This window comes from Paenibacillus daejeonensis DSM 15491 (assembly GCF_000378385.1).
In the GTDB taxonomy this organism is placed as follows: Bacteria; Bacillota; Bacilli; order Paenibacillales; family Paenibacillaceae; genus Paenibacillus_D; species Paenibacillus_D daejeonensis.
In genome coordinates this window covers 26391-40869 of sequence record NZ_KB899680.1, presented here as the reverse complement: position 1 = coordinate 40869, position 14479 = coordinate 26391, and the positions used below count along the sequence as shown (strand labels likewise).

Genomic DNA, 14479 nt, shown 5'->3' with positions numbered 1-14479 from the left:
CCCTTATTCACTCCTTTTTCATCTCTATTTCTCCTCGCCTTCCCGGTTCCCCTGCCCGCTCACGACGCGCAGCACTTGCAAAGCCTCCCTGACGCTGCCCGGCCGGTAGCCCGACTGTGCGTACCTTACTGCTAGCCTGTCGTCCACAACGTACAGCCAAGGATAGCCGTGCTCGCCCGGATGGCAGCGTTCCGCCATCTGCTGCAGACCCTCGCTTCCGTTGTCCTGCAATAACTCCGTCCCCAGTGGCAGACCCGGGTAGGCGGCAGGCTCGAAGCTATCACCCTCTGGCCCTTCCGGCACGATCAACAGCAACGGTACACCGGCTTCCTCGAAGCCTGCCTTCAGCTCTCCACTCTCGCGCAGCAGATGCCGCGAGGGCTCGCGGCGCGGGTCGATCCACGCCACGACCGCTCCTTGGCCGCCTGCCAGGCTTTCCAGCGTGACGCCACTCTCCGGGTTGTGCCACCGATACAGCGGACTGCTGCCGTCCGTATATCCCAGAACGGGATAGCTCACTTCCGGTTGGCGGAATACAGGGACTACTACCGTTTCCTCTCCCGCCTCCATGCGAAAATAATGAAAACGCCCAAGTACCGATCCATTCTGCAGCCGTATCCCGGTAATCAGGCGATAATCGCCTGGAAGCAGCTCAACCGGCCTGGTAAAAGCCTCCTTCTCGCCGAACGGATACAGAAGCGTCTGATAGAAGCCGTCAACCAGCCTGCCAAGCGAAGCATTCTCGCGGTAGGCGAGCTCTGGTAGACACCGTTTCGCAGACGACTGCTGTACAAGACGCAGGGTGCCGGGCTGTATGTGGTGGTGGTGGTGTGGCGCCACGTTCTTACCGGACCTGCTGTCGCCGCCCGCATCTGCCCATTTCCCCTGATGCCAGTACTGGGGACGTTGTCTGCTGGGATGCAATCTGGCAGGGATTCCGCAGGTGCGCAGCAGTGCAACGAGCAAGATGTCAACGGAGGCCTGGTCTCCCGTTCGCAGCCTGAACGTCCCGGCCGGTGTCGCCTTGCCTTGCATGTGCGTACGTTCCCTGCGAATGGTCCATCCCCCGGCGACCAGCTCCGCCAGTCGTGCCGGTGCCACGCGGAAAGCTTCCACTTCCTCCGCGGTGAAAGCCGACAGCAGCTCCCGCTTGTATGGAGCGAGCATTTCAAATTGGACACGCGGGCAGAGCACATAGCGCAAGGTGTGCAGCAAATGCTCCTCCGACGCTTCCCCCTGGTCTGTCTTGCAGTCTCCCTGGATGCCAGCGTCCATTCCGTCCAGTCCCTCCAGACCGCCCAACAGAAAATCGTCCAGCGCCAGGCGCGAGGTATCGGTAAGGTCCTTAGGATTCAAGCTCTCCAACAGGCGGAGCGGCCACAACCCATGCTCGGGCGTGTGGTTCTGCAGGAAAGCAGCGATCTCATACGCATGACCGCGCGCGGTTTCCAGCACACACCACACCCGATCCGCTGGAAGTCTCAGATCCGCCGCCAGCTTCCTGGCTTGCTGTTCATTCAGGAAAGTCGCTTCATAGGCCTTGCGCATCTGCTCGCCTACAGCCATGCGCTCCTGGTGCTCCGCCAGCCGTTCCTCTGAAAGCGGCGCTCGCGCTTCCCCTTCCCGCTCCGGCGGCGGCACCATGCCGAAATCTGCATCCTCAGCGGGCTGTCCTTGCTGACGAAGCACAAGCGTCACCTCGTCCTCATCGGCGATCACCCGACGCTCATCCCAGAAGCCGCCCCGGGCGGCACGGACAATTAGCTCGCCCAGCCCCGTCTTGAATACTGCCTTGCCCTCGCCATCCGTCATGATGGCCGCAAGCGGGAACAGCTCGGCATAATTGTAGAGTTGAAACTGCACCTCCGTCCCTGCCGCTGGCGCTCCCCCGGCATTCAGGACGATGACTTGCAGCGTCCGTACTGGAGCGTAATGCTCCAGCAGATTGATCTCCGTATGCCATTCGTCCGCGACTGTCACTGTCTCTGGCCCGTCATACCCGGAGGGCACCCGTGTATGCACGAGCATGGCCCGCCGGGCCGGGCCGCTGAACCAGCCTTCGTCCAGCACCGGTTCGGGTTCGCACGCGCCGATATAATGCCACGTCCCGTCTGCCCATGCTTCGACCCAGGCATGGTTGTCATCGACATGGGCCCAGCGCGGGGTATAACATTGCCTGGCGGGGATTCCGATACTGCGCAGGGCTGCGACAGCAAGGGTCGACTCCTCCCCACAACGGCCGCGGGCGTTGCGGATCATCGACAAAGGCGACAAGGTGCGCAGGTCGCTGCCAATATACGTCGCTCTCTCATGACACCAGTAATTCGTCTCCAGAATCGCTTCGCCCATTGAGAGCCGCTCTGTCCGTCCGGTCAGCTCGTTGTAGAGCACAGGCTGGTAGTCCTCCAGATTCTCGTTGTTGATCCGCAGAGGCAACACATAATTCAGGAACAGCTCATCCGGGACGCTACTGCCCCACGCCACCTTCTCTCGCGTCGCGAGGGCCTGGCGTATATGACTCAGGAACAGCTCCCCGCTATAATCTGCCAGATCGCTCAGCGGCATATTGGCATACAAAAACTTGAGTGCCCACGTCTCTTCCGCCGTCAGCTTCTGCGAGAACACGCCAAATAACGCCTCCGCACGGTTCCCCGCCAGCTCACGCCGATGATCGAATTTCCGCTCAATGGCAGACAATGCGGCCTCGCCAAGCGAGAACACGATAGGCTTCACTTGCATGCGTCTCCCTCCCTCCATTGCTTGCCATCCTCGCGAATCCAATATCGTGCCTTGCCATCTGATGATGGTGCAGACATGCGGAACAGCCCGGTCCCGATCTCCATGTGCAACCCGGGGATGGCCCATGCCTGCTCTCCCCGTGATAACAGCTGCAGCTCCTCCGTGAAGCACCCGTGCTCGGCATAATAATTGCGCTGTCTGTAGTACAACCGCCGTAATTGCCACTTCACCGCTTCGTCCGGGGGAGGCACAACCCCGTGTTCCCGCAGGCCGTATTCAGCTCCCCCTGCTCCGTCTGCACCGGCGGCCCCCATCTCTTCGCTACTGAAAACAACATAGCCCCAGAGCTCTGGATAATGCATATTGACAACCCCCTGCGGTGACCAGACCCAGTTGTCCTCCGGGTACGGCTTGCCTGTCTCAGGGTTCACCTGCTTGCGGTATTGACCGTCCTGTACTTCGACCCGCCACTGCACACGCGAGAAATTCACCCGCCACCACTCCCCGGCAGCCGGTGGCCTGCCATCAGCCGCACATTCCTTCAAGGCGTTCCACGGCATCGCTACCTCGACACTCCAGCTCCGGTTAGCAGCTGCCGGGTTGTTCAACTCGCCGTTCATATGCACCGCCGTGCGCAAGCCCCGGATGTCCCAGCCATTGATAGGCGGTCCGCCGTCGCGGTAAGGCGTTACGAGCAGCAGATCCCAAACGGTATTCAGTGCATTGATCTCTAATTCATAGTACTGGTGGGTGTCCCCGTCAGGATCAATGAAAATTTCAAAATCATTGTCATGAAAAATAACCGAATCCCGTTCCGTCAGGGTCGCCCAGATCTCATCCTCCTCCAGCTCTGCACCCACGTAGAAATAGGTGTCGTCCCACAGCATTTTCACTCGCGTACGCTTGGCAGGGTGCGGACGCTTGTCCCCTTCAATATCAATAAACGCCTCGGTCCACGGCGCCCTCTCCCAAAACGGCTTGTCCAGACGGCCATCAATTACTGGTTCTCCCTCTGCTCTCAAACAAGTATACGCCCTTGGTGCATAAACAATATCCGGTTCCGGTACTGCACTCCACTTCATTGTCCTCCCTCCTGTCCATCTTGAATGCCTCTCATACGAAAGGCCAGCGCCTCCGGCGCTTCGCTAGCTCGTACCGATTCCGGCAGCTGGACAACAACGCCCGCTTCACTGCGCCGCCACTCCAGATTGACCGCTCCGCCCACCAAGTCGATGGAGGCCGGTTCAGCAGTTAACGACAGCTCCACCTCTTCCCGGGCTGTCTCCCCCTCCTCATACAACCGGATTGCATAACCGACGTCACCCTTGCGTGTAAAGCGAGTCGCGCCCGCAGCATATGGCTCCCATACTCGTGTGCCGTAAATCGCTTCTCCGAACACATGGAGCCATCGTCCTAGCCCCTTCATCCGATCGATCGCAGCTGCAGGCAGACGGCCGTCAGGCTGCGGCCCTACGTTAAGCGCCAGGTTGCCGCCCTTGGCCACAATGTTCACGAGCAAATGCACCAACTCTCGGACAGATTTGTAGTCGTCCTCATACTTAAAGGAGAAAGAAGTACCCATCGTAATACAGCTCTCCCAGGGCACTTGAAGCGGCCGGTCCGGCAGCGTCTGCTCAGGCGTAATGAGGTTCTCATACGGACCGCCAACCGTCCGATCGGCTGTCAGCAGCCAGGGCTGGATGCGGCGGGCCTGCTCTACGACCTCGTCCAGTCGGATGTCCTGCTGCTGGCGGGCATTGACCCAGCCTGCATCAAGCCACAGCATATCGATCCGCCCGTACCGGCTCATCAGCTCCATGATCTGCTGATGCGTGAACTGCACGAATTGCTCCCAAAGCCACGGATAGCGGTCGGGATCATAGGATGGCCCGCGCCACATCTGGCTGCCCCGCTCCATCCCCGGAGGCCAGTAATATGGCGTATGCCAGTCCGCCTTCGAGAAGTAGGCTGATATCGCCAGTCCTTGTTCCCGGAAGGCGTCGAACAGCTCCCGGCAGATATCGGCATATGGGTGCCGATGAAACGGCGTATCTGGACCAGTAATCCGATAATCTGTCGTCTGGGTATCCCACATGCAGAAACCATCATGATGCTTGGTGGTGAAGTTCAAATAGCGAAAGCCGCCTTCTGCCGCCAACTCTGCCCACAATCTGGGCTGAAAACGGATGGGGTTGAAGGTCCGGTTCAAGCCAAAATACTCCCGCTTCAATTCCTCCCCGTCCACGCCCCAATCCACACCGTCGCGCGCCCAATCGGAATCGCCGTCGCTGAGCGCCCAGGATTCCACCAGGCCCAGCTGCGAATACGGTCCCCAATGCATCATCAAGCCCAGCTTCTGATCGCGGAACCACTCCAGCCGCTCCAGCAGCAACGGGTCCTCCGGCCGTACCCAATCCTCCTCCCGGGTATAATGGTGTACGCCTTCCTCAACAACCAACTCTTGTGACACCGCCGTCTCCGTCCCTCTCTCCATGACTATCCCTCCCAAGATGAAACGGCTGATATCGCCTGTTGCCGCAGATATCAGCCGTTTTTGGTCCTGCTTTACTTAACTCGCATTCTCGCTATCCCATTGATCGTAGGCTTCCTGATAAATCTCAACGATGCGGTCGCTGCCCATCTTCTGCAACTGGCTGACGTAGGCGTCCCAGTTCGCCAGCGGCTCCACCCCGGTTACAAAACGGGCTTCCATCTGCTTCACATACGTATCCAGATCGGACATCAGAGCCGAGACCTCCGTCTGACGTTCGTTGCTCAGGTACACGCGCGGGAATGGCGGCTTGGCAATCGGCACCAGCTTCTCTTCGTTCTGTTCGATGATCCAGTCGTCCAGCTCCGAGCGCAGCCCGTTCGTCAGCTCCGGAATATTGACGCCTGGCGTCACGATGCCGTAGTTCGGCGTCAATGTGGCACGATACTCCTCGCGGTCGCCTCCGCCCGGTACTTCGGTGTAACGCTTCACTTTGTTCGCCTCATCCTCATATTCCCACATGAGGCCTTCTGGCCCCTGCGTCCAGAGCGTTGCCCCTTCATAGCTGTACTGATAGTCAATCCACCGCATGGTCGCTTCAGGATTCGGATTGGTGGACGTAATCGCAAAGTTGCCGTTGGAAGAAATGCCGGGATGCTTCCCGTAGACAGGTGTGCCCGCAATTTCACTGCTGACCGGCGTCATCATCGGGTCGGTTGTCCTCGGCTCCCCGCCGAGCGTGAAATACGGATGGTAATCGCTGAAGAGTGCCACCTGGTTTTTGCTCCCTTTTGCCTTCTTCATGTCATCGGTTTGCGAGAACGTCTCATGGTCCAGAAGCTCCTCCTCCCACAGCCGGTTCAGGAATGTCAAGTACCCCCGATATCCTTCCTCCTGTGGCGTATAGTGGACGCCGCCCTCCTGATCCGCATAGTACACTTCGTTATAAATGCCCCAGAAGCCGAGGAAGTACATCCGCAGGTCGTCCAGCTTCACCGAGGTCAGCGGAATTTCGTCGGCTTCTCCGTTGCCATTGGGATCTTCTTCTTTGACCCGCTTCAAGTAGGTGTAGAGCTCCTCCGTCGTCGTCGGTTCACTCACGCCGAGGGCTTCCAGGAATTTACCGTTATACCACATCGGCCCGCGGTACCAGACGGCAGTGGTGTCGATGAATGGCAGGGCGTAGATGTGCCCGTCAGTGGTGGTAATCGACTTGCGCACATCCGGATTCGCATCGAGAACCGCCTTCAAATTGGGGGCATAGTTGTCGATCAGATCCTCCAGCGGAAGCAGCAGCCCTTGCGTCCCGTAGCTGACCTGCTCCGCCGGAGTCAAATCAGCGGCATACAGCATGTCCGGCAGCTCCCCGCTGGCGAATGTCAGGTTCTTCTTGGTCGGGAAGCTGTCGATAGGCGACGTCTGGAATTCAAGCTTGATGTTAGAGAGCTCCTCCATGGCCTGAATGGTCGGCATCGTGCTCCAGTCTGCCATCTCAGCACTCGGCGCCATCAGGCTGAGCGTGATGGGCTCTTCAACAATCGGGAATCCGTCTTTGCTTACACCGACAGCCCCATCGCCATTATTACCGGTTGATGGCGTATTGCCCGAACCTCCGCTGTCGTTTGAACAAGCTGCAGCCAGCATGGAAAACGCCAGCAGTGCCGATAGTACGGTCATCCCCTTCTTGTGCCCCTTCTTCATAAACAAACCTCCCTTGTCATAATAAGACCTCACAACGATTCAAACGGCATGCTATGGCAAGATCAGCCCTTGACGGAACCGATCATGACACCTTGGACAAAATACCGCTGCAGGAACGGGTATAGCACGATGACCGGCAGCGTAGATACGATGATAACGGCATATTTGACGAGTGCCGCCACTTCGGCCTTGTTGTTGAGCGAGGTTGCCGTATCTGCATTGATAACCCCGGATTGGGCCGACATCTGCTGCAGGACGAGAATCTGGCGTAGCACCAGTTGCAGCGGATATTTGGACTGATCATTGAGATAGATCAGGGCAGAGAAATAATTGTTCCAGTGCCCGACGCCGAAGAACAGCGCCATGACTGCAATCAAGGCGGTGGACAGTGGCAGTACAATCTGGAAGAACAGGCGGAAATCGCTGCAGCCGTCAATTTCGGCCGCTTCCTGAAGATCCTTGGACATCGTCGACTGGAAGAAGGTCCGGCAGACGATCAGGTTCCACACCGACGTTGCCGCTGGCAGGATGAGTGCCCACATGGTGTTGACGAGGCCGAGATTTTTGACAATCAGATAGGTTGGAACCAGCCCGCCGCTAAAGAACATGGTGACCATGAACAGCCCCATAAACAGATTGCGGCCAACCATGTCCCTGCGGCTCATGGCATAGGCAGCTGGCAGCGTTACAGCCAGATTGACGGCCGTGCCGACGGTTGTATAGATGATCGTATTGAGATAGCCGTTCCAGATGGCCGAATCTTCGAATACTCGTTTGTAGCCTTCGAAGGTCAGTTCTTTGGGCAGCAGCCACATCTCCCCCGAGGCCACGACATTCGGGTTACTGATCGAAGCGCTAATAATATAAACGAGCGGATACGCGACGACGACCAGCGCCGCTGCCAGAATTAGATACACGATGACCAGGAACAGCTTGTCGCCCCTGCTCTCCTTGATGACTGTACTCATGCTTGCTTCCTCCTCTCCCGTCTTCTACCAAAGGCTGTTCTCGCTTGTCCGCCGGACCACTTGATTGATGGCAATCAACAGAATAGCATTGACGACCGAGTTGAATAAGCCCACCGCTGTAGAGTAACTATATTGGGCCTCCAGCAAGCCGACCCGGTAGACGAACGTGGCTATGACATCCGATGACGACATGTTCAGCGGGTTTTGCAGCAGCAATATTTTCTCATAGCCGACACTGAGCAGACTCCCCACATTAAGAATCATCAGAATCGTAATCGTAGGGAGAATGACCGGAATATTAATATGCCTTATCCGCTGCATTCGGGAGGCCCCGTCGAGGATAGCCGCCTCATGCATACCCGGGTCCACGGCCGACAAAGCTGCCAGATAGATGATGGTCCCCCACCCTGTGGTCTGCCACACCTCGGAGAATACGTACATCGTCTTGAACCACCGCGGATCCGTGAGAAAATTAGGCGCGGAGATGCCCAGTGCTTCCAGCAAATTGATGACCATACCCGAGGATGGACTCAAGAAGGTAATAATCATGCCCGCCATAACTACCGTCGAGATGAAGTGCGGGGCATACGTTACCGTCTGGACCGTCTTCTTGAACTTGCCGACCCGGATTTCGTTAAACGCAAGTGCTAGCAGGATCGGCAGAGGAAAGCCTACGGCCAGGCCGTACAAGCTAATGCTGAGCGTATTCCACAGCAGATCCCAGAAATAATAGGAATTAAAAAATCGGGTGAAATGATCCCAGCCGATCCATTCACTGCCCCCCATCCCAAAGGCGGGGATGTAGTTCTTGAAGGCAATCTGAATCCCGTACATCGGCAGGTAACTGAAAATAAGAACAGTCAACAACGCGGGAGCCATAAATACATATAGTCGCCAGTTCCGAACAATTTGTCGGAGTGTCTTGCTTGACCGGCTTTGCTTCGGATGCCCTCCTGCAGGTACGGGAGATGCTTCTAATGCCAGCTTGCCGCTCCCTTCTCTCAATCGAACCCTCTCCTTTCCCCTCGCAATTCCTCCACAGTCTAAGCGACGGGGAAACGATCGTAAACATGTCATTTTGGCTTAGGTCGGGATGGAAGACGAATATGGCACACTCCAATATGTAAGAATAGCTTACGAATGCCAAAACGTGCATTATTGTATCCGTTGGGTGTCAGATTGGCACTATGTTTTTTTTGACACACAATTGCTCAATAAGGGGAAATGACAGGCTGTCGCCAAACGGCATCGGATAGCGCATTCATGCTTGTTCGGCGCGGCATTTCAAGAAGTCCCATTGTACCGCAAAATATACTAAAGTAAAAAAAGACACATCCCTCCCTCTTCTCAATTGGAGAAAAATAGTGTACGGTTATCGTCATAAACAACCCATCAACGGAAACGCATTCATTGAAAATTCTTGTAAAGACAAGGGGGTTCGTATGAAGCTGAACTATTTCAAATCCCGGCTGTTTCTGCGTTATATGTCATCTTATCTACTAGTTCTGCTTATACCTCTCATCTGTCTAACATTATTAATCTATAAGAATGCCGCCAGTAACCTCCGTTCCGAAATCGAGCAGTCTCATCTTAACCAACTGCTGCAGGCGGAGACCATTGTGAACAGTCATATGAAGCAGCTAGGCAGCATCTCCTCCTATGCCGCTTACGACGAACGTCTGGCCCGTTATCGGTTAAACGACCCGTATTACGTCCTGGAGGCCAACGAGGCACTGAAGCATTACAAGGCAACCAGTCCAATTATTGAAGACATGCTGCTCTACTACCGGGGAGATAACCGGATTTTTTCCACGGAAGGCATGAATACGCTCGAGGTTTTCTCTCAGACCTTCACCTTCCGCAACTGGAGCGCGGATTCCATTATTGAAGACCTTAATGACTTGCAATACGCGACGATGCGGCCTGCGGACCAGTTCAACCGCAAGCCAGGCTTTAACCAGTCCATGCTCGCCTATCTGGTGCCCATCACGCCTAATAGCCCAACACCGCACGGCACCCTGCTGTATGTCATCCGCGAATCGGAATTGACGGGTCTGATCGCCTCCATCCTTGGCAATTATCAGGGCTCCTCGTACATTGTAGACTCGGAGGGTCAGATTCTGGCTGCCAACAGTAACCGGGAGGAGGCCTTGTCCTCGCAGGAGCTTCAACGGTTGGCCACCCTGGAGCCGGGCATTCATAACCTGTCGGTAAGCGGTGTAGATCACTCGGTCGTCTCTGTGAAATCGAATCAGAACAGCTGGCAGTATGTGACGCTGATGCCGAGTGCCCAATTCTTCGGCAATGTGCTACACATTCGCACGTTTATTATTCTGCTGTTCTCCGCGGTTGTGGTGCTCGGGGGGTTATTCGCCCTGTTGCTTGCTAGACGGCAATATCACCCGATCCTCAATCTGTTCGAATATGCGAACTCCCGATTCAGGGAGGGCGAGCCCGCCACGGGTACGCTGTCGTCGGGCAATGAACTGGAGCGTATCCGCTCAACGCTGCAGGAGTACAGCGACCGCGCAGATCTCCAGGAGCCGTATGCCCGCAACCACCTGCTCCTGATGCTACTGCGTCACGGCAATGTCAGCAGTCTGCCTGCCAAGCTGCTGCACACGCTGGACGTCTCCTTTAGCCGCAACCGGCACTTCGCCATGCTGATCAGCAAGCGGGATGCTGCTGAGGAAGCCGGATTTGCGCTAGAATGGCAGACGATGCAGCAGCTCTTATTCGAGGTCGAGTTTCCCGAATATGGGGCGCGAGTCTACAGTGTCGAGCTGCCCAAGCCCGACCAGATCGCCCTCATTGTTAGTTACAACAAGCTCGTTACCATGGACGAACAGCGTCAGCTTCACGGCATTGTCCAGGCGGCGCACGATCATCTGCATGACATCTACCAGCTGCATCCAGTGATTGGCGTCGGCGGCTGTTATGATGACCCGGACCGGCTGAACCAATCGTTCGTCGAGGCTTGCTCGGCTTATGAATCGCGCTTGTCTCCTGGTGGTGGAACGATCTCTTATTTCGGCAAGCTGTCCGCTGCCGGGGACGAGGCCTGCTGGATGCCGAAGAATGTGCTGATGATGCTGGATCAGAGCTTAAAGCAGGGCAATCGGGAGGTTGCGGAGCAAACGGTGCGCGAGGCGGTGGAATACTTGCAGAAGCCGGGCCTATCGGTGAAATTCGTCCGCTACATGAGCGTGGATATGGTGAATACCATCGTGAAGACTGCTTTGGAGTCGGGCGTCGCGCATGTCGGTGCCAAGCTGCCTAACCAGGTTGCTTTTGCCTCATTGGACGAGCTGTACCGGCACTGCATGCATCTGGTCGCTCACGTCTGTGATCAGGTGGAGTGGAAAGAAGAAAAAGAGGCGCATACGTTAATGGACCAGATTCTGGCCTACATGGACGACCACTATATGGACCATACGTTAAGCTTAGAGGAAATTTCATTTAAATTTGATATCTCGATGTCTTATTTCAGCCGGTCCTTTAAGGAGAAGATGGGCATCAACTTCGTGCAGTATATCTGGAAAAAGCGGATGGCAGCCGTCATTACCGAACTGACGACCACCAATGATCCGCTCAAGGACATTATCCAGCGGGTGGGCTATCTGGACACGCCCAACTTCATCCGCCGCTTCAAGAAGGAGACCGGCCACACTCCGGGTCAATACCGCAAGCTCTTCTCCGGTAACGACGGGGAGTCGGTAACGTAAGATATAGAGAGGCAGGCTTCCCGTTCGCCGGGAGCCTGCCTTGCTAGTTACAAGTCGGGAAAGCACCAAGATGCCAGAGAACTGAGGGTCTTGGCGCCTTGGGATGGAATGCGATCCGGTTCAGGCAGCGACGTCTCTGGCGAAGCATACGCTCTCGCTACGCGTCTGATCCAGCTCGTGGAATCGATGGATGCAACCCAGCTCTGCCAGCGACCGTCCCTGCGGGGACGGAAGGTCTGACTGAGCTCGTGCTTGGCCGGCATCTCGGTGAAGATGCCATCCATGAATTCGACGCGGGCGCGCTTGTCTTTGACTTCGTGGCAATAGACCGTCACCCACGTGCCTTCCCGGACGCGCACGGCGTACACATCCCCTGCCTCCACCGGACCCCTCCCTGCATCGGGAGAAGTCTTGGGTGCTGCGGCACGCGAGCCCTTCCTGCTTGCAAGGGCCCCCGTCACTGTTTCGGCCAGCGGTGGGGTTGGTACAGGCTTGTCCGAAGGCGAGACGCTGGTGAGCTCGTGTTCGCTGAACAGCTGCGCCAGGGATGTCTCGTTAACACCTACCGAAGAATCCCACCAGGCCAAGGGCGCCTGGACCTCCACCCTCGTATTCGGTCGCTGGTCACGTATTCTGTATGTAAGAAAGGTTGTTGCCAGACCTGGGTATTCCTCCGTATCCAGGATACCGATCAAGCCCAGCGTCTCTAGCAGACTCCGGTAAGCGTATTTGTCGCTAACTGGCAGCAGTGCTTCTTTCTTGAGAAGCGGATCGATCTTGCTATAGCGTGTCTTGGGCGGCAGCTCCCGCAGCTACGTAAGCAGACGACGCAGCGTATAGTGGTCTGAAGGACCAGGCTTCGGCGTGTCCTGGGCAGCCGCCAGCTCGCGAAGCGCCAGCATATAGCCGTGGGGATTGCCATCAAGCGGAGGGCCCTCGACCATCCGGAAGTACCATTGAAGCGTGGTATCCACTCCTGCTCCTTCCGCCAAGCCGCAGATTTGACAGGTCGCCGAATTCGGATAGGGCTCATACGCATGATCGGGCATCGTCTCCGCCAGCAGCTTGCCCGGCAGCAAGGCCCGCCAGACCATTGGCGCCGACCAGAGCGAAGCGACAAAAGCGTCCGCCGCCTCAGCTATCGTCCAACGTCCAGCCAGCTGCTTCAGCTCAGCTAGCGTCTCATCATGTTTTGGATAGACGAAGGTGTTCGGCGCGTGACCCGCACCCTCCAACTGCTCCAGCTCTTGCTCCGTGATGGTTGCTGGGACGGGGTGTACGGATACTTTTTTCTCCGGGTCCCATTTTGTGCTCCCACTAATGATTTGCTTCAAAAGCCTCAACTGATTAACTGTGTCCACGATACGCCCACCTTCCATTCGCGTTCTTGCCCCTACGCAGGGGAATGACTATACTAGAGCTATTCTTTCCGACGAGGTGACAGGGATGATGTACCGTTTTGTTCGAAGTAGCTAGACTTCGGGCTGGGCAAGGTGAAAAGGCTGTCGCCATGCTTTGCCAGCTACCAAGGGGATCGTCTGTCCAATTGGCCTTATACGAAGTGTAAACGATCTCCAGTAAAACGGTCTACTCTATTACTTCTTCATCAGGAAAGGTGATAATTTTGAAAGACTTTGACTACCAAACGTTCTATGATGCCATTGGCCGGACGAACGGCTGGGATTTTAGCCAAATAAAATGTGTGACCGAAGGCGAAGCCTGGGAAATGTACCGCGAGGTTGCCGGGCAATGCACACCAGCTTCGTTGCTCCTGGATATTGGCACCGGTGGGGGCGAAGCTGTGCTCTCCATTGCGGATTCCGTGCGGCTGCTGGTTGGTGTTGATCGTTCTGCGGCAATGATCGAGACGGCACAGAGAAATGCAGTCCGCGCTGGCCATGCTCATGCACGTTTCTTGCACATGGAGGCGGATCATCTGGCTTTTCCAGACGCCTTCTTCGATGTCGTCTCCTCCCGCCACTCCGAGTGGCATGCCGGGGAGATTGCCCGCGTGTTGGCGAGCGGCGGCACCTTCATTACGCAGCAGGTCAGCGAGGGCGACAAGTCGAACTTGAAGGAAGCCTTCGGCCGGGGACAAGCCTGGGGCGTCCCGCCTGGCGAGTTGCAGGCGCGCTATGTGGCTGAGTTAAGAGCAGCTGGCTTCCGTGACATCCGCACGTTCGAGTTCAGCATTACCGAGTATTACGAGACGGCGGAAGATCTAATCTTTCTGCTGAAGCACACACCGATTATCCCTAACTTCGGCCGTGAGCCAGACGACTCCCGGGTGCTGCACCAGTTCATCGAAACCTATCGCACCGATCGCGGGATTCGTACAAACGCGGACCGGTTTGGGATTATTGCCAGGCGGTAATACGGCGCTCAGTGCTGTGAGATACAGTCGGCGCGGGTAGCAGGTACTTAGGTGGGAGCAGGTTGCAGGCGCTCGGGCGCAGGTTGCAGAGGGCGGCTCGGGCGGGGGCTGTAAGTATAGAAACTTTACTTGGAACGGCCGAGGGCGGCCCTGGTGGTGGCTGTAAGTATAGAAACTTTACTTGGAACGCACGAGGGCGGCCCTGGTGGTGGCTGTAAGTATAGAAATTTTACTTGGAGCGCACGAGGGCGGCTCCGGCGGTGGCTGTAAGTATAGAAAATTTACTTAGAGACGACTACGGCAGGGTGGACGGCGCTGCAACGAAAGTTTTTTGCCTTAGAGCACACAGATGGCGACCGAGCGGAGCTGCAACGAAAGTTTTTTGCCTTAAAGCACACAGATGGCGACCGAGCGGAGCTGCAACGAAAGTTTCTTGCCTTAGAGCACACAGATGGCGACCGAGCGGAGCTGCAACGAAAGT

At 56.5% G+C, this 14479-nt stretch carries 10 protein-coding genes; 2 read left to right on the top strand and 8 right to left on the bottom strand.

The features are described 5' to 3' along the window. Positions 1–24: 24 nt before the first annotated feature. The 6 genes from F556_RS0131005 to F556_RS0130980 all read right to left on the bottom strand — a co-directional run bounded on the left by F556_RS0131005 (position 25) and on the right by F556_RS0130980 (position 8883). Positions 25–2739: a transglutaminase domain-containing protein gene (locus F556_RS0131005; protein WP_020620908.1), complete on the bottom strand. Its 2715-nt coding sequence runs from the start codon at positions 2737–2739 to the stop codon at positions 25–27. Beyond that, positions 2730–3821: a carbohydrate-binding family 9-like protein gene (locus F556_RS0131000; protein ID WP_020620907.1), complete on the bottom strand. Its 1092-nt coding sequence runs from the start codon at positions 3819–3821 to the stop codon at positions 2730–2732. The genes F556_RS0131005 and F556_RS0131000 overlap by 10 nt, the downstream gene beginning before the upstream one ends. Continuing rightward, positions 3818–5233 carry an alpha-L-fucosidase gene (locus tag F556_RS0130995; RefSeq protein ID WP_020620906.1) on the bottom strand — a complete coding sequence of 472 codons (1416 nt, stop codon included), beginning with the start codon at positions 5231–5233 and terminating at the stop codon, positions 3818–3820. Before F556_RS0130995 ends, F556_RS0131000 begins: the two co-directional genes overlap by 4 nt. A gap of 75 nt (positions 5234–5308) precedes the next feature. Beyond that, on the bottom strand, positions 5309–6931 hold the full coding sequence (locus F556_RS0130990; RefSeq protein ID WP_020620905.1) for an extracellular solute-binding protein: 1623 nt from the start codon (positions 6929–6931) through the stop codon (positions 5309–5311). Between the two features lie 62 nt (positions 6932–6993). Next, complete coding sequence (locus F556_RS0130985) at positions 6994–7899, bottom strand: carbohydrate ABC transporter permease (protein WP_020620904.1); 906 nt, start codon at positions 7897–7899, stop codon at positions 6994–6996. A gap of 24 nt (positions 7900–7923) precedes the next feature. Beyond that, a complete protein-coding gene (locus tag F556_RS0130980) occupies positions 7924–8883 on the bottom strand; it encodes an ABC transporter permease (protein WP_051108816.1) in 960 nt (319 codons plus the stop codon). Between the two features lie 458 nt (positions 8884–9341). Here F556_RS0130980 and F556_RS0130975 point away from each other — a divergent pair, with 458 nt between their 5' ends. Continuing rightward, positions 9342–11624 carry a helix-turn-helix domain-containing protein gene (locus tag F556_RS0130975; RefSeq protein WP_020620902.1) on the top strand — a complete coding sequence of 761 codons (2283 nt, stop codon included), beginning with the start codon at positions 9342–9344 and terminating at the stop codon, positions 11622–11624. 47 nt (positions 11625–11671) lie between these two features. On the opposite strand, the gene F556_RS38985 is transcribed toward F556_RS0130975, so the two are convergent. Together F556_RS38985 and F556_RS38980 are read right to left on the bottom strand one after the other, a co-directional pair. Beyond that, on the bottom strand, positions 11672–12211 hold the full coding sequence (locus tag F556_RS38985; protein ID WP_245583172.1) for a hypothetical protein: 540 nt from the start codon (positions 12209–12211) through the stop codon (positions 11672–11674). A gap of 225 nt (positions 12212–12436) precedes the next feature. Continuing rightward, a complete protein-coding gene (locus tag F556_RS38980) occupies positions 12437–12985 on the bottom strand; it encodes a hypothetical protein (protein WP_245583171.1) in 549 nt (182 codons plus the stop codon). Between the two features lie 263 nt (positions 12986–13248). Between F556_RS38980 and F556_RS0130965 the strand changes: the two genes are divergently transcribed. Continuing rightward, complete coding sequence (locus tag F556_RS0130965) at positions 13249–13998, top strand: class I SAM-dependent methyltransferase (protein WP_020620899.1); 750 nt, start codon at positions 13249–13251, stop codon at positions 13996–13998. Positions 13999–14479: the final 481 nt, after the last annotated feature.

Coding starts and splice junctions, on each gene's coding strand:
- F556_RS0130995 (WP_020620906.1), bottom strand. CDS start 5,233: ATGGAGAGAGGGACGGAGACGGCGGTGTCACAAGAGTTGGTTGTTGAG.
- F556_RS0130985 (WP_020620904.1), bottom strand. CDS start 7,899: ATGAGTACAGTCATCAAGGAGAGCAGGGGCGACAAGCTGTTCCTGGTC.
- F556_RS0130975 (WP_020620902.1), top strand. CDS start 9,342: ATGAAGCTGAACTATTTCAAATCCCGGCTGTTTCTGCGTTATATGTCA.
- F556_RS0131000 (WP_020620907.1), bottom strand. CDS start 3,821: ATGAAGTGGAGTGCAGTACCGGAACCGGATATTGTTTATGCACCAAGG.
- F556_RS0130990 (WP_020620905.1), bottom strand. CDS start 6,931: ATGAAGAAGGGGCACAAGAAGGGGATGACCGTACTATCGGCACTGCTG.
- F556_RS0131005 (WP_020620908.1), bottom strand. CDS start 2,739: ATGCAAGTGAAGCCTATCGTGTTCTCGCTTGGCGAGGCCGCATTGTCT.